This window comes from Actinomyces timonensis, from assembly GCF_040702965.1.
GTDB lineage: Bacteria > Actinomycetota > Actinomycetes > Actinomycetales > Actinomycetaceae > Actinomyces > Actinomyces timonensis_A.
Genome location: NZ_CP159989.1, coordinates 655,361 through 676,716, shown reverse-complemented (window position 1 = coordinate 676,716; position 21,356 = coordinate 655,361). Strand labels below are relative to the sequence as shown.

Sequence of the window (21,356 nt, the reverse complement as noted above, 5' to 3'; positions counted from 1 at the left end):
CACCAGTTGACAAGAGTTGTCCGGACATTAGGTCGATGATGTGGCTGCGCGCCTGGGACCTTGACCGGTCCCGGATCGTCGGGGCGGCTCAGACTCCCAGCTTCCGAGGCGAGCGCGGGGCGCTCGGAGACGTCGTACCAGAGCAGGTCCGCCTCGGCGGCGCGCTCGAAGGCCTCCTCATCGCCGGTGCGGGCGGCCCGGACATCGGCCTCCGCGCGCGGCTCGTCGACGAGGATCGCCGCGACGTCGTCCCATGGGACATCCGCGCTCAGCTCCACGGTGCCGGGCAGGACATCATCGGAGGGCGCCAGCTCGCGCGGCGAGTCGACGTCGGCGGCGATGACCACGCGGCGGTCCGCCAGGCCGCTCGCGCCCGGCTCCGAGAGCAGCAGGACGGAGGCGTCGGCGGCGCACAGGCTCGCCGAGACCTCCAGGCCCTCCTCGTCCTCATCGGGCAGGGCGGCGGCCAGGGAATCCGTCGCGGCATGGGCCCGGCGGGCGGTGATGGGATCAGCGGCGAGGTCGGCGGCCGTGGCGGGCAGGTAGATGCGCATGGGCCTAGTGTGCCCGTCGGCGGCCGTGGCGGCCGTCCCCGGCGGCTCGCGTGTTCCCGCGCCGCGATCGGGCGGCCCGCGAGCAGTCGGCGGACGGGTCGAGGGCGTCCACCAGCCCGGCCAGGGCCCGCCCCAGCGCCGATCCGGGGCACAGGTCGAGAACGGCGCGGGCCTCCAGGACGCAGCGGTCTGCCACCTGGGGGTCCTCGGGCAGCAGGATCGGATCGGCGACGCCGCCGAACCTGCCCAGGGACTCCCGCACCGCCCGCGCCGGTGAGGGCCCGGCCGCGGAGGCCCGCACCCGGTTGACGACGACGCGCGGCGCGCGCCCGACCCCCAGGGCCTCCTCGCAGTCGGCGAGCAGCTGGAGGAGGCGGCGCACACCGATCGGGTCCCCCGCGCCCACGAGCAGGACCTCGTCGGCCTGGCGCAGCAGCTCGGCGGCCATGGCCCCGCGGCCGGGCTCGAGGGAGTACTCGTCGACGGCGTCGTCGATCGGGCCGCCCGCCAGGTCCACCACCGTCCAGGCGGCCGCACGGCGCGCCCGCCCCCAGACGGCCTCCATCGCCACCGGCGGCAGCTCCGCCAGCGACCCGGCCTGCCGAGCCCGGACAGGAGCCCGACCCCCGCGCCGATCGGCACGACGAGCCGGGCGAGCTCCGCGTCGTCCAGGCGCCCGTGGGCGGCCAGGCGCGCGGCCGTGGCCAGCGAGGAGGAGTCCTCGGGAAGACCGAGGAGCTCCACGAGGCTCGGGGCCTCCACATCGGCGTCGACGAGCAGAGCACCGCCGGAGGGGGCCAGGCCGTGGGCGAGGCTGGCGGCGATCATGCTGCGGCCGGGGGCGCCGTGGGGCCCCCACACCGCCACGATCCTCCCCCGCCGACCGGCGGTGGGCGCCCCCGGTGGGGGCGGCGCCGCCCCCACCACCCCTTCGGGCCGCGCCATCGGCTCCCCCGGGACGGGCGCGCCGCCGACGGCCGCCCGGGCCCCCCGCGGAGCCGCACCGGTCGTGATCGCCGCACCGCCCCAGCCCCCGGCGGGAGGCGGGGGAACCGCCTGGCGGGCCAGCGCCTGGAGGGCGCCGCGCACCTCGTCGGGCCGGGCCGCGGCGCCCAGGACGATCCAGCCGGGCGTGGACCACTGGGCCTCCTCGCCATCCGGCACGAGGAGCACGCCGACGGCGCCGCAGCGGGTGATCCGGTCGACGACGGCGCGATCGACGTCGTCGAAGGCCGTCTCGAGGACGACGAGAGAGGCGAGCCCGGCCATGGCCGCGCCCACGAGGTCGGTCAGGTCCGCGCACCGGCGCACCACCCGCAGCCCCGACCCCTGGGCGTCGATGGCCCGCAGCGCCTCCGCGTCCGAGCCGGCCAGGCCCAGGAGGACGCCGCTCGCTGGCGCCGCCACGTCAGGAGCCCTGCCCGGTGGGCACGAGCACGAGCGGCCACCCCGAGCCGACGGCGGTGAGGACGTCGGCCACGGAGCCCTCGGGCACGAGCACCTCCACCGCGGTGGTCCCGGTGGACACGAGGCTGGAGCGCTCCTGGTTGACGGCACGGATGACGAGGTCCTGGGCCACGACCCGCGCGCGACCGGCGCCCTCCTGGGGGGAGGCGCCCACCGGCGCCGCGTCGGCCGATGGCTCGGCCGTCACCGCGCCCGCCACGAGGGGCACCGATCCGGCGGATCGCGGGGAGCCGCCGTCCGGCAGCTGCCACAGGTCGACGCCGTCGCCAGCACCAGTGCCCTTGGGCAGCCCGAGGGACGCCTCGATGACGATGGAGCGCTGGGACGCGGCCGAGGCGGGGGCGACGGCGGCCGCGGGCAGCAGCTCACCCTTGCCCAGGGAACGGGTCGCGATCGCGCCGCCGGGCAGGCCACCCGCCGGGATGTAGGCGCCCGAGCCGGGGCGGGAGTCGACGAGGGCGAGCACGCCGTCGGCGGTGAGGTCCGTGCCGGGGGCGACGTCGCGCGTGAGGACGTAGACCTCCTGGGTTCCCGCGGCGGAGTCGACCGCCCAGGCGCCCAGGGCGACGGCGCCGCCGATGAGGGCGAGCCCGCCCGCCAGGCGCGGGTCCCGCCAGCCCGGGCGCCGCCACCTGGCGGGGGCCGGGGACGGGCGCGGGGAGGAGGGAGAGGGGCGCGCGGGAAGTGGGGCCTGGGAGCGCCGGGCGGCTGGCACGAGATCCTCCTTGATGATTCGCAGCCGATCCTGATGATCGTTGATGACTTCTCGTTATCCACAGGGATGCCCGAGGGGTGGCGCGCCCAGGGTGCGCGGTGAGACCATCGTGCCATGCCCAGACGCTTCTTGACCATCGCCGATGTGGCCGACCAGCTCCAGCTCTCGGCGCAGGGCGTGCGCGCGCTCATCCAGTCCGGCGACCTGCCCGCCATCCAGGTAGGGGCCCGGCACCTGTGGCGGATCGAGGAGGCGGCGCTGGACGAGTACATCGACCGCCAGCTCGACGCGACCCGGGAGATGATCGCCTCCGGCCGGGTGACGAGCGGGGCCTGACCCCCTACCCGCTCCGGACCAGGTCGATCGCGTCGAAGGCGACGCTGATCCTGGCCTGCCGCTCCGCGGCGGCCTCCAGGAGATCGACATGGTCGGCGCCGACCCGCGCGATCCGCCCCACGACATCGCCCGCGGGCATGAGCAGGCGGGTCCGCGAGCCCCTGCGCCCCAGCTCTCGGAGCACGGTGGCCAGGGTCGCGCGCGAGGGGCGCCGCGGTTCCGGGGCCGCCGCCACGAGCCCGACCACCACCGCGATCGAGGCGAGCGGAACGACGGCCTGGAGGCCACCGGGCTCGTCGATGAGCGCGATCCCATCCCCCACCTGGGCCAGAGCGCCGTCGACATCGTTGCCGCCACGGGTGCGCAGCCGGACCCGCTGGCCGACGCGGCCCCGGAGCCGATCGACGAGGCGGATGAGCGCGGCGTCGGCGGCGGCGCTCTCGACGCTCTGAGCGGCGACCTGCGCCCGCCGCTCGGCGTCGAAGCGGTTCTCCAGGTCGTCCAGCATCCGGCTCCAGCCCGCGCCTCCGTCCATGGGCGTAGCCCACCACAGCTCCAGCGGCGGGGCAACAGGTAGGATCAACGAGACTCCACACCAACCTCTTGACGCATCTCACACAATCATGCATCCTTAAACATCATCAAACATGATCTTAAAGAGGTGGGAGCATGACCGTCGAACGCCGCCTCCTTCTCATGGCCGCCGTGAGTGCCGCTGTCACCGTCGCTCTCGCCCTGGCCAGCACGGACGCCGTGGGCGTCCTGCTGCGCGCCGCCCCCTCCCGGTGGGGCCGCGCCGAGCTCAGCTCGGCCCTGGTGGCGGCCCTGGGCGGCCTCGGATCGCTCGGAGCCGCCTGGCACCTGCTCTCCGCGGTGGTCGCGATCGCGGCGACCCGGATGCCCACGAGCGGTCTCGCCCGCACTGCCGTGGAGCGCTGGGGCGCGCCCCTGGTCCGCAGGATCGCTGTAGGCGCGCTGCTGGCCGGCATGGTGGCCGCGCCGGCGGCGGCATCAGAGCCCCCCGGCCCGGACGCGCCGTACCTGGGCTGGCAGCCCACGAGCAGCCAGACCGGGCCCACGGCGACCCCGGCGTCCTCGGGCTCGCCCGCAACGGGCCCCTCAGCGCCAACGCCCGCGCCCGACCTGGTAGGGGACCCGCCGTCCGCGCCGTCAGCGGCACCACTCGCCCCGGAGCCTCCCAGCCAGGGCGGGGAGCCGACGAGCAGCGGGGACGGCGGGCAGGGGGCCGGGAGCCCGCGACCCCAGGAGGACGCCGCCGGTCCCACGCGGGACGCGGGCAGCGCTCCTTCGGCCGGCACCGGGGAAGAGGACGCGCTCGTCGTCGAGCCCGGCCAGAGCCTGTGGTCGATCAGCGCCGAGAGGCTCGGGCCCCGGGCATCCGCGGCGGACATCGCCCGGGCCTGGCCCCTCCTCTACCGGGCCAATGAGGGGGCCATCGGCTCCGAGCCCAGCCTCATCCACCCCGGCCAGAGGCTCACCGTCCCCGAGGACCTCGCTCCCCCGGGGCAAGGCTGATCACGCCACCCGCTCCGTCACCGCCCTCCCCGCTCTCCCGCGAAGCCCTGACACGCGCATCCATCCATCACCGACGATGAAACGGAGCCCGTCATGAGCGCCCTCCTCGAAGCCCCCGCCCCGTCCCTCGAATTGCGCCGGACCCATGCGCTTGCCTCGACACTCGCTCCCGCGAGGGCGGCGCGCCGCGTCGTCAACGGCGCGGAGAGGGACCCCCTGCCCCCGTCGGCCCGATCATCGAGCAGCGCCTCAGCGCCCTCCCGGTTGCCGGGCGGGGATCACGCGGGCACGGCCGCGAGCGCCGACGCCTCCCGCGCGGCCCGCGTCCTCATCACCGCGGCCGTCGAAGTGCTCCTCGGCCTGCGCGCGCCGAACCAGCTCGACCGCTGGACGGAGCCGGACCTCATGGACGCCCTCATGCGGCGCGCGGGGCTCGCCCAGCGCCGTTCGGGCGCGGCCCGCAGGCGCGGGCCCGTCATCCGCTCCGTTCACACCCAGCCCACCGCCCACGGGGACTGCGAGGCCACAGTGCTCCTCGACTGCGGGGACCGGGTCCGGGCGGCGGCCGCCCGCCTCGTCCCGCGCCGGGAGAAGTGGGTGCTGGCGAGCCTGGAGGTGATCTGAGGCCCGCGCCCCTAGGGAGTCGGGGGCGCGGGCCTCAGCTCTGCCACCGCGCTGCCGCGGGGCTCACCGCCGGGGCAGTGGCGCGCGTCAGCGGCGCTTGCGCTTCTTCTTGGCGGAGCGGCGCTCGGCGCGGTTGGCGCCCTGGGGGGCATCGTCGTCGCTCGACTCGGCCGCGGGGCTCCCGCCGCCCGTGGCGGAGGTGGCCTCGCCGTCCTCAGCGGGCCCGGAGTAGGAGATCCGCTGGCTCATGGCCTCCTGCCCCATGTCCCCCATCACGGTGCCGCGCAGGCGGCCCACGGCGGCGGTGGCGTCGGCGGCGGCCACCATGCGGGCGGCATCGGCGGTGCCGTCGGCCTCGGCGCGCTCGGCGGCGGCCTTGAAGCGGGCCGCGTTGGCGAAGACCTGCTCGACGGTCTCCTCCCGGATCCCCTCCATCATCGCCTTGAACATGTGGGCGCCCTCATTGGCGTACTCGACGAGCGGGTCCCTCTGGGCCATGGCGCGCAGGCCGATGCCCTCCTTGAGGTAGTCCATCTCGTAGAGGTGCTCGCGCCAGCGCTTGTCGACGACGGCGAGCAGGACCCGGCGCTCCAAGGCGCGCATGGGCTCGTCGCCGAGCTGGACGTGGGCCAGGGCGTTGCCCTCCATCTGGGCCTCCACGTCCTCGTACGCGACGGCGGCGTCCTCGGTGAACTCGGTGGCCAGGCGCTCGGGGGTGAGGCGGTCGATGCCGCCCACGGCGCCCTCGAGCTCCTCGGCGGTCAGGCCCACCGGGTAGAGGTGACCCAGGTCGTTCCACAAGGCGCCCAGGTCCCACTCGTCAGGGCGCCCCTCGGCGGTGTGGGCGCCCACGATGGCCTCCACCGCCTGGGAGCGGAAGTTGGCCATCTGCGGCTCGAGGTCCTCGCCGTCGAGCACGCGGCGGCGCTCGTCGTAGACCTTCTCGCGCTGCTCGGTCATGACGTCGTCGTACTTGAGGACGTTCTTGCGGATCTCGTAGTTGCGGGACTCCACCTGGCGCTGCGCCGAGGCGATGGCGCGCGAGACTATCTTGGACTCCAGGGGGACGTCGTCAGGGTAGGCGCCCGAGGCCATGATGCGCTGGGCCGCGCCGGAGGCGAACATGCGCATGAGGTCGTCCTCCATGGACAGGTAGAAGCGGGACTCGCCGGGGTCTCCCTGGCGGCCCGATCGGCCCCGCAGCTGGTTGTCGATGCGGCGGGACTCGTGACGCTCGGTGCCCAGGACGTAGAGGCCACCGAGCTCGACGACCTCGTCGTGCTCCGCCGAGCAGGCCTCCTTGGCGGCCGCCAGGGCGGCGGGCCAGGCCTTCTCGTACTCCTCGGAGTCCTCCTCCGGGTCGAGGCCGGCCTCCTTGAGGGCGGCTACGGCGATGTGCTCGGCGTTGCCTCCCAGCATGATGTCGGTACCGCGGCCGGCCATGTTGGTGGCCACGGTGACGGCGCCCTTGCGCCCGGCGAGCGCCACGACGGCGGCCTCCCGGGCGTGCTGCTTGGCGTTGAGGACCTCGTGGGGGATGCCGCGCTCGGTGAGCATGCTGGAGAGCTGCTCGGACTTCTCCACGCTCGTGGTGCCCACGAGGACGGGCTGGCCGACCTCGTGGCGCTCCTCGATGTCGTCGACGACGGCGATGAGCTTGGCCTTGACGTTGGTGTAGACGAGATCCGGCTGGTCGACGCGGATCATCGGCTTGTTCGTGGGGATCGGGACGACGCCTATCTTGTAGGTGCCGGCGAACTCGGCGGCCTCGGTCTCCGCGGTGCCGGTCATGCCGCAGCGCGAGCCCTCGGGGTAGAGGCGGAAGTAGTTCTGCAGGGTGATGGTGGCCAGGGTCTGGTTCTCAGCCTTGATCTCCACGCGCTCCTTGGCCTCGATGGCCTGGTGCATGCCCTCGTTGTAGCGGCGCCCGGGCAGGACGCGACCGGTGTGCTCGTCGACGATGAGGACCTCGCCGTCACGCACGATGTAGTCCTTGTCCCGGTGGAAGAGCTCCTTGGCGCGGATGGAGTTGTTGAGGAAGCCGATGAGGGGGGTGTTCTCGGACTCGTAGAGGTTGTCGATGCCCAGGTAGTCCTCGACGCGCTCGATGCCGCGGGCCAGGACGCCCACGGTGCGCTTCTTCTCGTCGACCTCGTAGTCCTTGCCCGCGCTCAGGCGCTCGGCGATGGTGGCGAACTCCTTGTACCACTTGTTGACGTCCCCGGTGGCGGGCCCGGAGATGATGAGCGGGGTGCGGGCCTCGTCGATGAGGATGGAGTCGACCTCGTCGACGATGACGAAGGCGTGCCCGCGCTGGACGAGGTCCTCGGGGCGCTGGGCCATGTTGTCGCGCAGGTAGTCGAATCCGAACTCGTTGTTGGTGCCGTAGGTGATGTCGCAGGCGTACTGCTTGCGGCGCTCGGCGGGGGTCTGACCGGTCAGGATGCATCCGGTGGTCAGCCCGAGGAAGCGGTGGACGCGGCCCATGAGGTCGGACTGGTACTCGGCGAGGTAGTCGTTGACGGTGACCACGTGGACGCCCTTGCCGGTCAGCGCACGCAGGTAGGAGGGCAGGGTGGCGACGAGGGTCTTGCCCTCACCGGTCTTCATCTCGGCGATGTTGCCCAGGTGCAGGGCCGCGCCGCCCATGAGCTGGACGTGGTAGGGGCGCATGCCCAGTACCCGCTCAGCGGCCTCGGCGACGGTGGCGAAGGCCTCGGGCAGGAGCTCGTCGAGGGTCTCGCCCTCGTCGTAGCGCTTCTTGAGCTCGTCAGTGGCGTCGCGAAGCTCCTCGTCGGTGAACTCGCTGTAGGCGTCGGCGAGGGCCTCCACCTGGGTCGCGAGGGCGTCGAGCCTCTTGAGGGTTCGTCCCTCGCCGATGCGAAGGATCCGGTCGACGATCGACACGCTGCTTACTCCCTTGGACGTGGATGGGCCACCCAGCCCCGAGGCGCTGGATGAGTCCAGATGGGCCGAGGGCGCGGGCCTTGCACATGCTAGTGGACCCCCGCCCCGCTCCCCAAGGCGATCGAGCCCTCCTCCCCAAACCGAGACCCGGCACGGCCGGCACGGCGGACCGCGGGGAACCACAGGGCGCGCGGCGCCGCCCTCCCGGCGCCCCTCGTGGGAGAGCCTCATCCTCGGCGCGCCCGCGCGTCGAGACTGGTGCCATGGCACCACTGGCACGACCGGCATCACCGCCGGGGCCGCGGGCATGGCTCGCCGCCCTCCCCACGGCCCTGGGCCTCGCGCTGCCCGAGGCCTGCGCGGGTTGCGGCCGCTGGGAGACGGCGCTGTGCCCCGGATGCGCCGCGCTCCTGGACGCGCCCCTGGCCGAGGTCGCGAGCGCGCCGGCGGCGGAGGAGCTGCGCGTCCACGCCGTCCTGGCCTACGCCGGCCCCGGCCGCGCCCTCATCCTGAATTGGAAGAACGGGGCGCGGGAGGACCTCGCGCCGGTGATGGCCGCCGTCGGGGCTCGCGCGGGCGAGCAGTGGGCCGCGCTCTCCGAGTGGCCGGGGGACGGGAGCGGCACCGGGGCGCCCGCTCCCCCGCGGCTCATCGTGGTCCCCGCCCCCTCCGGGATCGCGCGCCGGGCACGCGGCAGGCTCGTGGCGGCGGCCCTGGCCGACGCCGTCGCTCAGGGGATCGCGCGGGCGCCGGCGCCCCCTCCTGGCGGGGCGGGCGGCCCCGTCCCGCTGATCGTCAGCGCGGACATCCTGCGGCGGGAGAGCGGCCGCGCCTTGCGCGGCGCGCACCAGGCCGGCCTGTCGGCAGCGCAGCGCCGCCACAACCGCCAAGCCCCTCCCCGGGTCCTCGCGGATGCCAGCGGCTGGGACGCGCTCATCGTCGACGACGTCGTGACCACGGGCTCCACGCTGCGCTCCTGCGCGGCGGCGCTGAGAGGCGCTGGCGCCCGGCCGCTCGGGGCCCTCGTCCTGGCGGCGACGCCACCCCCGGCCCGCCCTGCCGCGCGGCTTCCCGCCCCCGCAGGGCCGCCGGGCGAGGCGGAGCAGAGGAGGCGCGCAGCCGCGAAGAGGCTCTGATCCGCCCCTTCCGCCCGGGGCGATCGCGGGCATGGACTCCCCCGGGCGCGAGCCCGAATGGTGTAGATTGTGTGTCACAAGGCACACGGGGCGCATAGGGTCCGACGGAGGATCTGCTCCGCCGACGAGGACGCCGAGCAGCGCTCCCCGCGACGCGCAGGAGGTGAGACCACCGCTCCAGAGCCCGCCGCGAGGCGCGGCGGGCGCCCATCGCATCGGGTCCCGGTTCCCGGGCCGCCCAGGTCCCAGAAAGGTTCCACCATGGACATCACCGTCGTCGGCCGCAACGCTGAGATCAGTCCCCGCCTGCGCGACTACATCGAGGAGAAGGCCACCAAGGTCGAGCAGTTCGACCCCCGCGTCCAGCGCGTCGAGGTCGAGGTCACCCACGAGCGCAACCCGCGCCAGGCGGACACCGCCGAGCGCGTGGAGATCACCGTCATCTCCAAGGGCCCGGTCATCCGCGCCGAGGCCAGCTCCTCCGACCGATTCGCCGCCTTCGACATCGCCATGGGGAAGCTGACCGAGAGGCTGCGCCGCGCCCGCGACCGCAAGAAGGACCACCACCGCACCGACACGGCTCCGGCCCCCAAGGACCTCCCCGTGGTGGAGGAGAGGGCCGAGGCCGCCGATGAGGCCGAGAAGGCCGACGAGGCCCCGAGGGTGCCCACGGAGAAGGGCGTCGCCGTCGAGTCCCAGCTGGGGGACTCCCCCGTCATCGTGCGCCAGAAGCTCCACGACGCCACGCCGATGACCGTGGAGGAGGCCCTGGACCACATGGAGCTCGTCGGCCACCCGTTCTACGTGTTCATTGAGAAGTCCACCAGGCAGCCCTGCGCGGTCTACCACCGCCACGGCTGGACATACGGCGTCATCCGCCTCGACGCCCAGGTGCTCTAAGAGCGCTGGGCCCGGCCGCTCGGCGGGCCCAGCGGGCTCGGGCCCGGTGAGCGGCGCCGTCACACGATGGGGTAGCCGGCGTCCGTGACGGTGGTCGAGATGACGCGCCACGTCCCCGAGGCCCTGCTCCACAGCTGGCCGTCGGAGTCCGAGAGCAGCAGGGTCTGATTGAGGCGGTTGGCAGCGATCCCGCTGGCGGTGGGCGGGCCCGGGGAACGCGAGGCCTCCAAGCCCCCCAGCGAGGCGATCACGAGGCTCGGAGTGCCCTGGCCGTCCTGGGACGGCTCGATGGTGATGAGCTCGGTGCCCGAGTACCAGGCGAGCTCATGGGCGCCCTGCCCCGTCAGGCCGGCCACGGGGTACGGATCGCCCAGGCGCGTGGGGCGCCCCTCCCCGTCGCGGATGATCGCCGCGACATCCACTCGCTCGCCGGACTGGTTGGAGGGATCGGCGGCATCGCGATGACGCACGGCGATCCGGTCCGACTCCGCCGAGATGTCCATGCTGATCACGCCGCGGCCACCGAGCCAGGCAGCGGCCACCTCCGCCCGCACGCCCCGCGCGTCGACGACGATGAGCCTGCCCTGGCTGGCCGTCCATATCCAGCGGCGCCTGTCCTGGCGGGGAGGGAGGAGGTCGACGGCGTCCTCGGGCGAGTCGCCGACGGACAGGATCGAGGCGGCCTGGGTCCCACCGGGCCCGATTCTCAGGATGCTGGGACCCGAGACGACGCACACGCCCCCATCGACCCCCAGGGAGGGGTGCCGGGCGCCCGCGGTGCCCAGCGTCGAGGGCTGCATGAGCACGGCGCGGGTCGTGCTCGTGCCGCGCACCACCGCGCCGCCGCTCATCCCCACGACCGCGCCCGGTTCCACGACAGCGTCGAGGGGGGTGACCTGCGCGGCGAGCCGCTGATCCCCGGCCATGACGATGACGGTGTCGATCCCGCTCACCTCCTTCATGGTGGCGGTGATCTGGGCGACGGCGAGCGCCTGGGCCTCGGGGCCCCAGGAGGAGGCGTCCGCGCGCAGGCGCACGGTGGCCACCCGGTCCACGACCTTGACGTCCTGGAGCCTCGTCCCGCTGGGGATCGCGGTGGTCGCCACGTCCTTCAACCAGGCGGCGGGCCCCATGAGGAGCGCCTCGAGGGCGGCCTCCTCCAAGCGCTTGCGCGACAGCCAGCGGGGGTCGGGGACGGGGCGGTCGCGAGCGGCGTTGAGGAAGGTGATGCTCTGCTGGGTGAAGGCGGTGCGCAGCACGGAGCCCTGCACGATGGCGCCCGGCGGTGGCGAGGCGATCCGCCACTGCCCCCGTGCCGTGGTGACGAGGGTGAGGGCCTCGGAGTAGTCGAGGCCCTGAGCGCTCAGCACCCCAGTGGAGTCGAGGCTGCCCTCCACCCTCCCGGAGATGGCGACCCCGCCGTCGTCCGTGCGGCGCACGGTCAGCGGCTCAGTGCCGGAGGCGAGCAGAAGGGGGGTCATGGGCTGCCATGAGTCGGCCGCGCTATCGACGAGGAACTCGCGCGCGGTGGCGAAGCCGTCGGAGAGCCCGGCGGTGCAGGCCCGTAGGAATCCCTCGACGATCGCCACGGGGTCCGCGCCGTCGACGGGGCCGGGAGCCGTCTGGACGAGGACGCCGCCGCCCTCGTCGACGGCGCCGGACAGGAAGACGTCCCCCTCCTTGGGGAGGCTGGAGCATGCCGCGAGGGAGCCCGCTCCCCCGACGGCGAGCATCGCGATGGCCGCGCGCCGGCTCGGGAGGCGCGCGGGAACGGCCGAGTCGCGAGCGTCGCGCGGCGCGCTCACGACGTCCTCCCGCCGGACACCTCCGGGGTTCGGGCCGTGGGCGCCTGGCCGGGGGCGATGACGGTGACGTGCCCCGGGGTGACGGGGGCGTCGGCGACGGCCAGGGGCTCCTCCCCGTCCCCGTGGGGGCGCGCCGAGCGGCGCGAGACGGGCCCGGGCCCGAGGACGGTCCCGGTGACGGCCTCGGGGGCGCGGCGGGGCTTGACGCGCGCGACGGCGGGCGCGTCGTCGGGGATGCAGGGCAGGGGGCCGGGCTCGGAGTAATGGCCGGGGGTCCCGCCCTCGCCGAGCTCGCGCGGGAGCGTGAGGAGGAAGGAGGCGCCGTCAGCGGGCCACCCCCACGCCTGGAGGGAGCCGCCGTGGAGATGGGCGTCCTCGGCGGAGATCGACAGGCCGAGCCCCGTGCCCCCCAGGGTGCGCTTGCGGGAGGGATCGGCGCGGTAGAAGCGGTCGAAGACGCGCCCGACCACGTCAGGGCTCATGCCCACGCCGTGATCGCGCACGCGCACGGCGACGGCGTCGTCGTTGACCGCCATGGTGATATCGATCGGGTCGGACTCGGCGTGCTCGATCGCGTTGAGGATGAGGTTGCGCAGGATCCGCTGGACGCGCACGGAGTCGACCTCCGCCGTGACGGGCTCATCGGGGACCTGGAGGCGGATCTCACAGCCCGAGGACTGGATGTGAACCTCGTTGTCCTCCAGGACGCCGGACAGCAGGTCGCGCAGGTCCACCTCGTCCGAGCGCAGCGTGACCCGCCCGGAGTCGATCCTGGAGATCTCGAGCAGGTCGGTGAGCATCGTCTGGAAGCGGTCGACCTGGCCGTGCAGCAGCACCGCGGCGCGGCGCACGAGGGGGTCCTCGATCTCCTCGCGGAGCTCGAAGATGTGCTCGGCCGCCATCTTGATCGTGGTCAGCGGGGTGCGCAGCTCATGGGAGACGTCGGAGACGAACAGCTGCTGGGAGACGGACATGGCGTTGAGCCGGTCGATCTGGGACTGGATGGACTCCGCCATCATGTTGAAGGACGTGGCCAGGGCGGCGAGCTCGTCCTCCCCGTTGACGGCCAGGGGCTCATCGAGGCGCCCCTCCGCCAGGCGCTTGGCGGCCAGGGAGGTCCGCCGCACGGGGATGAGGACGCGCCAGGTGAAGACCGCCACCGCCAGGATGATGATGGCGAGGAAGCCGACCCCTGTGAGCACCACGGAGCGCTGGACCGTGTCCACCACCTGCTGCTGTGACTCCAGCGAGTAGACGATGTAGAGCTCGTAGTCCCCGGCCAGCGGCATGGAGACGCGCGATCCGACCACCATCCCGGCCACGGTTCCGGCACGCTCCCCGGGAACGCTCACGGACTGCCAGTAGCGCCGGCCGGCCCGGCCATTGCGGACCTCACGCTCCATGCGATCCGTGATGAGGCCGATCAGACGGTCGTCGGTGGCCAGGGTGTTGATGGCCACCGATGACGACTCCCCACTGCCCTGGACGACGGCTCCGATCACCCCGGCGCCCGACGCGTAGTCGCTGATACCCGATAACTCGGCTTGGATGACCGCGGAGACCTCCTCGGAGGTGGAGGCCGTCGTCGTCGCCAGGGCCGACTGGGCGGCGGCGATGCGCTGCTGCGCGTTGGCCAGGATCGCGTCGCGCCGGTCGTTGAAGACGTTCTGGTGGATGGTGATGTTGACGATGCTCAGCAGGATGGCGGTGGCCAGGGCCCCGATGATGACCGCGCCCAGGGTCATCCTGGCGACGAGGCTGTGCCGGAAGAGGAGGGTCGGGCGCCATCGGGCGCGCCGGAAGCGCACGGGTCAGCGGGCGTCGCCGGCGCGGTACCCGACGCCGCGGACCGTGAGGACGATGGTCGGGTGCTCGGGATCCTGCTCGATCTTGGCGCGCAGGCGCTGGACGTGCACATTGACGAGCCGGGTGTCCGCGGTGTGCCGGTAGCCCCAGACCTTCTCCAGGAGCTCCTCGCGGGTGAAGACCTTCCAGGGGGTGCGGGCGAGGGCCAGGAGAAGGTCAAACTCGAGGGGGGTGAGGGCGATGCGCTGATCGCCGCGGCGGACCTCGTGCCCGGCGACGTCGATATCGAGGTCGCCGGCGCGCACGTGCTCGGCCACGGGGTCGACGCCCCGGCGCAGGCGGGTGCGGATGCGGGCGAGAAGCTCCTTGGAGCGGAAGGGCTTGGTGACGTAGTCATCGGCGCCGGCCTCCAGCCCGGCCACGACATCCATCGTGTCGGTGCGGGCTGTCAGCATGATGATGGGGACGTCGGACTCGGCGCGGATGAGGCGGCATACCTCGACGCCGTCGAGGCCGGGGAGCATGAGGTCGAGAAGCACCAGGTCCGGTGTGTTCTCGCGGAAGGCCTCGAGCGCCCGCGAGCCGTCCGTGCAGAACGACGGCGTGCACTCCTCAGCCTCGAGCATGATCCCGATCATCTCGGCCAGGGCGGTGTCGTCATCCACGACGAGGATACTGGTGCTCATGGGGCGTATCTTGGCACGACCATCCCACCTGGGAACACGCTGACACCCCGACTGATTCCTCCTTGTGATATGCGAGGGCCTCCCAGGTCCTCTGAGGGCCGGGGCTCCTCTGCGCGGCCCATGGCCGAGGCCCCCTCAATTCCTCCTCCGGATGGAGGAGAGCGCCGCGCCGCGCGTGACAGCATGGGGGCATGAGCGATGACAGCAGTGACTGGCTGCCCCCCTCTCAGCCCGATGCCGAGGACCCCGGGGGCATCGGCGGCGAGCGGCCGGCGCCGGGCGCGAGCGGCGCTCCCGCGCGGCCCGCCTATGGTGCCTACGGGACCCCGCCCGCCGGCCAGGCGCCGTCGGCCGAGGGCATGGCCGGCGATCCCCACTGGGGCGCCCAGGGCTTCCTCGTGGCCCCCAAGCCGGGCATCATCCCCCTGCGGCCGCTGGGAATCGGGGACATCATCTCCGGCGCCTTCGAGTCGATGCGCGCCAATCCCAGGGCGATGTTCCTCCCGGCCCTGCTGACCATGGCGGTCGTCGGCGCGATCAACGCCGTCGCCACCTACTCCTTCGGGGACCTCCGCCTCCCCATCATCCCGGACCCGGGGACGGGGGAGGCCCTCACCCCCGAGGAGGCTTGGGCGCGGCTGCCCTCCCTCCTGCTCGGCCAGCTGGGCTCGCTCATCCTGACCTTCCTGGCGACGACCGTGCTGTCCGGGCTGCTCATCATGACCGTCTCCCGCTCCGTCCTGGGCAGGGTCGTGAGCGCGAGCGAGGTGTGGAGCCGGGTCAAGGGGCGGATGTGGGCCCTCATCGGGCAGTCGGTGCTCATCGGCCTCATCTCCGTGGGCGCCGTCGTGGTCCTCGGGGGCGCGGCCCTCCTGGTGGTCTACGGCATCATCAAGGACGTGGGCCCGTCCCTCCCGCCGGCCCTGTCCCTGCTCATCATCCTGACCGCCTTCGCGGTCGCGATCCTGGCCATCGCGCTGTCCTGGGTGTTCCTGGTCCGCTTCACCTGCGCCCCCAGCGCGCTCATCCTGGAGGACATCGGGATCATCGAGTCGCTCAAGCGCTCCTGGCGCCTGAGCCGGGGGTCCTCCTGGCGCGTGCTCGGCGCCCTCCTGCTGGCGGCGCTCATCGCCGGCACCGCCTCGAGCCTGCTGGGGCTCCCAATCTCCCTACTGACCTCCACCAACGTGCTCGTGGGGGCCAGCGCGCTCCCCCTCATGGCGGCCCTGCAGGCCTTCTTGACCGATCTCGTCCAGGCGATCGTCCTCCCGTTCAGCGCCGCGGTATCCGCCTTGATCTACATCGATCTGCGCATGCGGGGCGAGGGCCTCGACGTCGAGCTGCGCCGCGCGGCCCAGGCCTGAGCCCATGGCGGAGCGGTGACGGGATCACGCATGATCGCGCTGGAGCCGACGGCCATCCAGGGCTGGGAGGCGTCGAGGGCGCTCGCCCGGGCGGGGAGCCCACCGGCGACGCCGGATGCCTCGCAGGCCGGCGAGGCGGCCCGGCGCGAGCTGGCGAAGCCCGCCTACGCGGAGAGGGTCGACCCGCTGACGGCGATGTGGCGCTGGATCCAGCACCACATCGATCCCGACTCGGTCATCCCCGGCATTCCGCCGTGGGCCTCCGTGACGATCGTGGTCCTCGCGCTGGCGGCCCTCGTCGTCGTCATCGGCGTGATGGCGAGGCGGGTCACGATCGCCAGGCTCGGCGGCGAGGCCCGCGGCCCGCTGCACGAGGACGACCGCGACGCGGCCGCCCTGACCAGCGCCGCGGACCTCGCCGCTGATCGGGGCGACTTCGCCACCGCGGTCGTCGACCGCTTCCGAGCGATCATCCGCCTCCTCGATGAGCTCTCCATCCTCGAGGACCACCCGGGGCTGACCGCGCACGAGGCGGCCGGGCTCGCCGCGAGCGCGCTGCCCGGGCTGTCCACCGGCCTCCACTCCGGCGCCCGCCTCTTCGACGCCGTTCGCTACGGGGACGTGCTGGCCAGCCCGGACAAGGACGCCTGGATGCGGGCCCTGGCCAGCGACGTCGAGGCCCAGGCGGGCCGCGCGCGGCCGGGCGCCCGGGTCCGCGCCGGACGCCCCGCTGACGCGGCGACCGCGAGCGGGGAGCGCCGATGACCCCCGTCGGGAGGCTCCCCAGGACCGCGGGCCCCGTCCCATCGTCCCCGGAGCCGGGGCCGGCGGGCGGGGACCAGGTCATCGGCGCGACCATCCGTCAGCGCCTGCGCTCCTGGAGGCCAGGGCTCCTGACGCTGCTCGCCATGCTCGTCCTGGTCCTCCTCGCCCAGGCCCTCAAGCCCACTGAGTCGACCGCGCCGCTGGCCTTAGACAACCCGCGCCCGAATGGGGCCCGGGCCCTCGCTGCCCTCGTGGGCGAGTGGGGCGTCGAGGTCGATGCCGTCTCCAGCGCGCGCGCCGCGCGCGAGGCCTCAGCCGAGGGCGCGACCGTCGTCCTCATCAACGCCGGGCGCCTCAGCGCCGAGGAGCGGGAGCGGCTCGCCTCGGCCGGCGGCGACGTCGTCGTCCTCGGCGCCCTCTACAACGACCTCGGGGGGCTCACCGAGCTCACGCCCAGCGGCGTCAGCGCCGCCCCCGGCGCCGCCGTCAGCGCCCAGTGCGGCGACGTCGACGCCCAGGCCGCGGGGACCATCCAGGCCGGGCGCGGATCGGTGGGGCTGGGCGGCGCGGAGGGGGCCACGGGCTGCTTCCCCGTCGCCGACGGCATGTACGGCTACGCCACGGCGCCGCTCCCCTCAGGCGGGACCCTGCGCGTCCTGGCCTGGCCCGACACCGCGATGAACTCCCACCTGACCGATGAGGGGAACGCGGCGCTGGCGATCCGCGCGATCGGCGCCTCCAAGCGCGTCGTGTGGTACGACGCCGCCCAGGCGCAGGGCCGGAGCATCTGGGACGAGCCATCGGTTCCCCGCTTCCTGCCGGTCGTCCTGGCACAGCTGACCATCGCGGCGCTCGCCCTGGCCGTCGTCCAGGGCCGCCGGTTCGGACGCGTCGTCGTCGAGGACCTGCCCGCCATCGCGCGCTCCACGGAGACCACGATCGGCAGGGGCCGCCTCTACCGGCGGGCCCGGGACCGTGGCCGTGCCGCCACCGCCCTGCGCGCGGGGACGGCCCTGCGCCTCGGCAAGCGCCTCGGGCTGCCCACGGGCGCTGGGCGAGGCGAGCTCATCGACGCCCTGTGCCGTGACGGGCGCCTGCGGCCGGCCGACGTCGACCGCGTCCTCTACGGCCCCACGCCCCCCGACGACCGGTCCCTCGCGGACCTGGCCGCCCAGCTCGACCGACTCGAGAGCGAGGTCCACTCATCATGAGCACCACTGACACCGGCCGACCGGATCAGGCCGATAGCCGCCCCGCGGCGCCGGTCCCGCCCGGGGCCCCGGGGGCCCCCGGAGGCGCTGGGAGGGCGGAGAGCGCCGGCCCCGACCCCCGCTCCCGCCTCGTCGCCCTGCGATCGGAGATCGGCAAGGCGGTGGTCGGCCAGGACGCCGCCATCACCGGGCTGGTCATCGCCCTCCTGGCCGGCGGTCATGTCCTGCTCGAGGGCGTGCCCGGCGTGGCCAAGACGCTGCTCGTGCGCTCCCTGGCCCGGGCCCTCGAGATCGATACCAAGCGCGTGCAGTTCACGCCGGACCTCATGCCCGGAGATGTCACCGGCTCCCTCGTCTACGACGCCCGCAGCACCGAGTTCTCCTTCCGCGCGGGCCCTGTTTTCACCAACCTGCTGCTGGCTGACGAGATCAACCGCACTCCCCCCAAGACGCAGGCGGCCCTCCTGGAGGCCATGGAGGAGCGCCAGGTGAGCGTCGACGGCGATCCCCGCCCCCTGCCCTCGCCCTTCATGGTGATCGCCACCCAGAACCCCGTCGAGTACGAGGGCACGTACCCGCTGCCCGAGGCCCAGCTGGACCGATTCCTCCTCAAGCTCGTCCTGCCCCTGCCCGAGCGCGGTCAGGAGGTGGAGGTCCTGAGGCGCCATGCCGGCGGCTTCGACCCCCGTGATCTGGCGAGCGCGGGCCTGACGGCGGTCGCCGGCTTCACCGATCTCCTCGCGGCCCGCGAGCAGGTGCGCGACGTCGGCGCCTCCCAGGAGGTCCTGGGATACATCGTCGATCTCGTGCGCGCCACGCGCGAGGCGCCCTCGGTGGCCCTGGGGGTCTCCCCCCGTGGCTCGACCGCCCTGCTCGCGGCCGCGCGCGCCTGGGCCTGGCTCTCAGGGCGCGCCTTCGTCACCCCCGACGACGTCAAGGCGCTGGCTCTGCCCGTCCTGCGCCACCGCATCGAGCTGCGAGCAGAGGCCGAGCTCGAGGGCGTGACGGCGGAGGCGATCGTCACCGGCGTCCTGCGCTCCGTCCCCGTCCCCCGCTGAGCCCGATGCGCGAGCCCCGGGTGCTTCATCGATTCCCGCCCTCCACGGCGCCGCTGAGGGGAGAGCCGCCATGTTCCTAGCGCGGCGCACGGCCGTCGTCCTCGCCCTCGGCGCTCTCCCCGGCCTGATCTGGCCCCGGCCCGCGACCATCGTGGTCGTCCTGGCCGCGACCGTGATCGCGGTGGGGGCCGACGCGCTTCTGGCCGCGTCGCCGCGCGATCTGCGCGTCCAGCGGAGCCTCGACGGCGCCATCATGCTCGGCGAGACCGCCATCTCCACCCTGACCGTGACCAACACCGGCTCGCGGACCGCGGCGGCCGAGGTCCGCGACGCCTGGGCGCCGTCGGCCGGGGCCACCGGTGAGCGCTGCCGGATGACGATCCCGGCCGGGCAGCGGCGCCGGGCCCGCACCGCGCTCACACCCACGCGGCGCGGGGATCGACGGGCCGATCTCGTCACCGTGCGGCTGATCGGTCCTCTGGGGCTCGCCGGGCGCCAGGCCTCCCTGGCCGCCCCCGCGCGCCTGAGGGTGCTGCCGCCCTTCGCCTCCCAGCACCACCTGCCCAGCAAGCTCGCCCGCCTGCGCGAGCTGGATGGGCGCAGCGCCGTCATGGTGCGCGGCGCAGGGACGGAGTTCGACTCACTGCGCCAGTACGTCGTCGGCGACGACGCGCGCTCCATCGACTGGCGCTCGACAGCGCGCCGAGGGGAGGTCGTGGTGCGGACCTGGCGCCCCGAGCGGGACCGCCGCGTCCTCATCGTCCTGGACACCGGGCGCCGGGCGGCGGCGAGGCTGGGGGACGCGCCCCGGCTCGACTCCCAGATGGAGGCCGCCCTGCTCCTGGCCGCCCTGGCCTCGCGCGCCGGTGACCGCGTGGACGCGCTCGCCGTCGACAGCGCTGTGCGCGCCCAGGTGCGGGGCGCGTCGGGCGCCTCCCTCATGAGCTCGCTCGCCGACGCCTTCGCCCCTCTCGACGCCTCACTGGTGGAGACGGACTGGTCGCTGCTGGCCTCAGCAGTGCGGCGGCTGCTCCCCCAGAGGTCGCTCGTCGTCATCCTGACCGGCATCGATGGCTCCGCCACTGACGCGGATATGCTGCGCGCGACCGCCACGCTGGCCAAGGACCACGCGCTCATCATCGCCTCGGCCCTCGACCCCGGGCTCGCCGGGCTGCGGGAGGACAGGGGCGACGCCGTCTCCGTCTACACGGCCGCCGCCGCCGAGAGCGAGCTCGTGGAGCAGCACGCGGTGCGCGCTCGCCTGGCCCGCTCGGGAGCCGAGGTCGTCCAGGCCGATCCTGCCGGGCTGCCACCGGCCCTGGCCGACACCTACCTCGCGCTCAAGGCCTCGGGGCGGTTATGACGGCGGCGACGGGCATGAGAGCGCCGAGCGCTCCCCCGGCGCTGACGGCGCGGCCGGATCGAGCATGGCGCCCTGCGGGCATCGCGCCCGGGGGAAGCGCCCGCCGCTCAGCCCGCCTCGGGCGCGGCGTAGCCCATCTCATCGATGAGCACGGCGTCGTCGCCATCGGCGAGGGCGCGCTCGGCGCGGCGCCCCAGGACGAGCGTGTAGGCCCACATGACCGCCAGGGCGAGCAGCCCCAGCGCCGCCTTGAGCGGCCAAGGGATCTGGGAAGCGGTGACGAAGCCCTCCAGGAGCCCGGCGATGGCGAGCGCTCCCGTCAGCCCCACCGCGGCGGTGATGAGCAGCCGGCCGTCCTCGGCGAGCGCCCGTCCACGAGAGCGCGGCCCCGGGGCAAGAAGGGTCCAGAAGAGCCTGAGGCCCACGCCGCCGGCGAAGAACACGCAGGTCAGCTCCAGCAGTCCGTGCGGGATGATGAGCGCGAGGAACTGCAGGAGGCGATCATGGTCGGCCATGACGGCGCCGGCCTGGCCGAGGGCCATGGCGTTGACGAGCACGAGGCAGGCGGGCACGACACCGGTGATGCCCGCGGCGACGCAGATCGCCGCGATCTGGGCGTTGTTGGCCCACACCAGGGCGGAGAACTCGTGGGCGTCGTAGGCCGAGTAGTAGTCCTCGAAGCCCTGGCCGGCGTACCTGTCCAGCTCGCCGGGCGTCCCGAGGGCGCCCATGGCCTCCGGGCTGCGCAGGGTCCACACGCCGACGATGACGGCGATCATCGTGAACGCGGCCCCCACGCCGATGGCCCACCAGCGAGCCCGGTAGAGGGCGAGGGGGATCGTCTCCGTGAGGAAGCGGGTGATGTCCCCGACCCGGATCTCCCGAGCGCCGGTGATCCGCCCCCTCGCTCGGGCCACCCGCGCCGACATCTCGGCGATGAGCTGAGGGTCGGGCGCGGACGCTCTCAGCCGGGACAGGTGCTGCGCGGCGATCCTGTACAGGATCACGAGCTCATCGGCCTGGGCGCCACTCAGGCGGCGTCTCGCGACCAGGGCGTCCAGCCGCTCCCACTCATCGCGGTGCGCGGCGGTGAAGGCATCGATATCCACGGTTAGGAGCATGG

At 74.0% G+C, this 21,356-nt stretch carries 18 protein-coding genes and 1 pseudogene; 10 read left to right on the top strand and 9 right to left on the bottom strand.

The window, feature by feature from the left end; genetic code table 11:
• Nucleotides 1-107: 107 nt before the first annotated feature.
• The 3 genes and pseudogenes from ABXS69_RS02945 to ABXS69_RS02935 form a co-directional block, all read right to left on the bottom strand.
• Nucleotides 108-554 (bottom strand): annotated as a pseudogene (locus tag ABXS69_RS02945) (hypothetical protein); the annotation flags it as partial.
• A 4-nt stretch (nt 555-558) separates the two neighbouring features.
• The gene (locus ABXS69_RS02940; RefSeq protein WP_366181105.1) at nt 559-1,125 is read right to left on the bottom strand and encodes a hypothetical protein; all 567 of its coding nucleotides are present in this window, start codon (nt 1,123-1,125) and stop codon (nt 559-561) included.
• A gap of 837 nt (nt 1,126-1,962) precedes the next feature.
• Nucleotides 1,963-2,736 (bottom strand): hypothetical protein, encoded by a 774-nt coding sequence (locus ABXS69_RS02935; protein WP_366181104.1) that lies wholly within the window; start codon nt 2,734-2,736, stop codon nt 1,963-1,965.
• A 114-nt stretch (nt 2,737-2,850) separates the two neighbouring features.
• On the opposite strand from ABXS69_RS02935, the gene ABXS69_RS02930 reads away from it, so the two are divergent.
• Nucleotides 2,851-3,072 carry a helix-turn-helix domain-containing protein gene (locus ABXS69_RS02930; protein ID WP_366181103.1) on the top strand — a complete coding sequence of 74 codons (222 nt, stop codon included), beginning with the start codon at nt 2,851-2,853 and terminating at the stop codon, nt 3,070-3,072.
• 4 nt (nt 3,073-3,076) lie between these two features.
• On the opposite strand, the gene ABXS69_RS02925 is transcribed toward ABXS69_RS02930, so the two are convergent.
• On the bottom strand, nt 3,077-3,607 hold the full coding sequence (locus ABXS69_RS02925; RefSeq protein WP_366181102.1) for a Fis family transcriptional regulator: 531 nt from the start codon (nt 3,605-3,607) through the stop codon (nt 3,077-3,079).
• A gap of 134 nt (nt 3,608-3,741) precedes the next feature.
• Here ABXS69_RS02925 and ABXS69_RS02920 point away from each other — a divergent pair, with 134 nt between their 5' ends.
• Nucleotides 3,742-4,608 carry a hypothetical protein gene (locus tag ABXS69_RS02920; RefSeq protein WP_366181101.1) on the top strand — a complete coding sequence of 289 codons (867 nt, stop codon included), beginning with the start codon at nt 3,742-3,744 and terminating at the stop codon, nt 4,606-4,608.
• A 93-nt stretch (nt 4,609-4,701) separates the two neighbouring features.
• Nucleotides 4,702-5,232, top strand: a complete 531-nt coding sequence (locus ABXS69_RS02915) for an Rv3235 family protein (protein WP_366181100.1) — start codon at nt 4,702-4,704, stop codon at nt 5,230-5,232.
• Nucleotides 5,233-5,319: 87 nt separating this feature from the next.
• On the opposite strand, the gene secA is transcribed toward ABXS69_RS02915, so the two are convergent.
• Complete coding sequence (gene secA, locus ABXS69_RS02910) at nt 5,320-8,139, bottom strand: preprotein translocase subunit SecA (protein ID WP_366181099.1); 2,820 nt, start codon at nt 8,137-8,139, stop codon at nt 5,320-5,322.
• Nucleotides 8,140-8,402: 263 nt separating this feature from the next.
• On the opposite strand from secA, the gene ABXS69_RS02905 reads away from it, so the two are divergent.
• Together ABXS69_RS02905 and raiA are read left to right on the top strand one after the other, a co-directional pair.
• On the top strand, nt 8,403-9,275 hold the full coding sequence (locus ABXS69_RS02905) for a phosphoribosyltransferase family protein (RefSeq protein WP_366181098.1): 873 nt from the start codon (nt 8,403-8,405) through the stop codon (nt 9,273-9,275).
• Nucleotides 9,276-9,536: 261 nt separating this feature from the next.
• Complete coding sequence (gene raiA, locus ABXS69_RS02900) at nt 9,537-10,175, top strand: ribosome-associated translation inhibitor RaiA (protein WP_366181097.1); 639 nt, start codon at nt 9,537-9,539, stop codon at nt 10,173-10,175.
• Nucleotides 10,176-10,234: 59 nt separating this feature from the next.
• Here the strand turns inward: raiA and ABXS69_RS02895 are convergent, their stop codons facing one another.
• The 3 genes from ABXS69_RS02895 to mtrA are packed head-to-tail and all read right to left on the bottom strand — an operon-like array spanning nt 10,235 to nt 14,472.
• The gene (locus ABXS69_RS02895; protein WP_366181096.1) at nt 10,235-11,980 is read right to left on the bottom strand and encodes a GerMN domain-containing protein; all 1,746 of its coding nucleotides are present in this window, start codon (nt 11,978-11,980) and stop codon (nt 10,235-10,237) included.
• Nucleotides 11,977-13,788, bottom strand: a complete 1,812-nt coding sequence (mtrB, locus tag ABXS69_RS02890) for an MtrAB system histidine kinase MtrB (RefSeq protein WP_366181095.1) — start codon at nt 13,786-13,788, stop codon at nt 11,977-11,979. The genes ABXS69_RS02895 and mtrB overlap by 4 nt, the downstream gene beginning before the upstream one ends.
• 3 nt (nt 13,789-13,791) lie before the next feature.
• The gene (mtrA, locus tag ABXS69_RS02885) at nt 13,792-14,472 is read right to left on the bottom strand and encodes an MtrAB system response regulator MtrA (RefSeq protein ID WP_073451082.1); all 681 of its coding nucleotides are present in this window, start codon (nt 14,470-14,472) and stop codon (nt 13,792-13,794) included.
• 191 nt (nt 14,473-14,663) lie between these two features.
• On the opposite strand from mtrA, the gene ABXS69_RS02880 reads away from it, so the two are divergent.
• The 5 genes from ABXS69_RS02880 (at nt 14,664) to ABXS69_RS02860 (ending at nt 20,233) form a co-directional block, all read left to right on the top strand.
• Entirely contained in the window at nt 14,664-15,836 is a 1,173-nt protein-coding gene (locus ABXS69_RS02880; protein ID WP_366181094.1) for a hypothetical protein, read from the top strand.
• 30 nt (nt 15,837-15,866) lie between these two features.
• On the top strand, nt 15,867-16,601 hold the full coding sequence (locus tag ABXS69_RS02875; protein WP_366181093.1) for a DUF4129 domain-containing protein: 735 nt from the start codon (nt 15,867-15,869) through the stop codon (nt 16,599-16,601).
• Nucleotides 16,598-17,812, top strand: coding sequence for a DUF4350 domain-containing protein (locus tag ABXS69_RS02870; RefSeq protein ID WP_366181092.1), 1,215 nt, complete (start codon nt 16,598-16,600; stop codon nt 17,810-17,812). Before ABXS69_RS02875 ends, ABXS69_RS02870 begins: the two co-directional genes overlap by 4 nt.
• Nucleotides 17,809-18,870 carry a MoxR family ATPase gene (locus tag ABXS69_RS02865; RefSeq protein WP_366181091.1) on the top strand — a complete coding sequence of 354 codons (1,062 nt, stop codon included), beginning with the start codon at nt 17,809-17,811 and terminating at the stop codon, nt 18,868-18,870. The genes ABXS69_RS02870 and ABXS69_RS02865 overlap by 4 nt, the downstream gene beginning before the upstream one ends.
• 70 nt (nt 18,871-18,940) lie before the next feature.
• Nucleotides 18,941-20,233, top strand: a complete 1,293-nt coding sequence (locus tag ABXS69_RS02860; RefSeq protein ID WP_366181090.1) for a DUF58 domain-containing protein — start codon at nt 18,941-18,943, stop codon at nt 20,231-20,233.
• A gap of 107 nt (nt 20,234-20,340) precedes the next feature.
• On the opposite strand, the gene ABXS69_RS02855 is transcribed toward ABXS69_RS02860, so the two are convergent.
• Nucleotides 20,341-21,354: a stage II sporulation protein M gene (locus ABXS69_RS02855; protein ID WP_366181089.1), complete on the bottom strand. Its 1,014-nt coding sequence runs from the start codon at nt 21,352-21,354 to the stop codon at nt 20,341-20,343.
• Nucleotides 21,355-21,356: the final 2 nt, after the last annotated feature.

Coding starts and splice junctions, on each gene's coding strand:
- ABXS69_RS02860 (WP_366181090.1), top strand. CDS start 18,941: ATGTTCCTAGCGCGGCGCACGGCCGTCGTCCTCGCCCTCGGCGCTCTC.
- ABXS69_RS02930 (WP_366181103.1), top strand. CDS start 2,851: ATGCCCAGACGCTTCTTGACCATCGCCGATGTGGCCGACCAGCTCCAG.
- ABXS69_RS02855 (WP_366181089.1), bottom strand. CDS start 21,354: ATGCTCCTAACCGTGGATATCGATGCCTTCACCGCCGCGCACCGCGAT.
- ABXS69_RS02870 (WP_366181092.1), top strand. CDS start 16,598: ATGACCCCCGTCGGGAGGCTCCCCAGGACCGCGGGCCCCGTCCCATCG.
- ABXS69_RS02875 (WP_366181093.1), top strand. CDS start 15,867: ATGATCGCGCTGGAGCCGACGGCCATCCAGGGCTGGGAGGCGTCGAGG.
- mtrA (WP_073451082.1), bottom strand. CDS start 14,472: ATGAGCACCAGTATCCTCGTCGTGGATGACGACACCGCCCTGGCCGAG.
- ABXS69_RS02865 (WP_366181091.1), top strand. CDS start 17,809: ATGAGCACCACTGACACCGGCCGACCGGATCAGGCCGATAGCCGCCCC.
- ABXS69_RS02920 (WP_366181101.1), top strand. CDS start 3,742: ATGACCGTCGAACGCCGCCTCCTTCTCATGGCCGCCGTGAGTGCCGCT.
- ABXS69_RS02880 (WP_366181094.1), top strand. CDS start 14,664: ATGAGCGATGACAGCAGTGACTGGCTGCCCCCCTCTCAGCCCGATGCC.
- ABXS69_RS02925 (WP_366181102.1), bottom strand. CDS start 3,607: ATGGACGGAGGCGCGGGCTGGAGCCGGATGCTGGACGACCTGGAGAAC.
- ABXS69_RS02905 (WP_366181098.1), top strand. CDS start 8,403: ATGGCACCACTGGCACGACCGGCATCACCGCCGGGGCCGCGGGCATGG.
- raiA (WP_366181097.1), top strand. CDS start 9,537: ATGGACATCACCGTCGTCGGCCGCAACGCTGAGATCAGTCCCCGCCTG.
- ABXS69_RS02915 (WP_366181100.1), top strand. CDS start 4,702: ATGAGCGCCCTCCTCGAAGCCCCCGCCCCGTCCCTCGAATTGCGCCGG.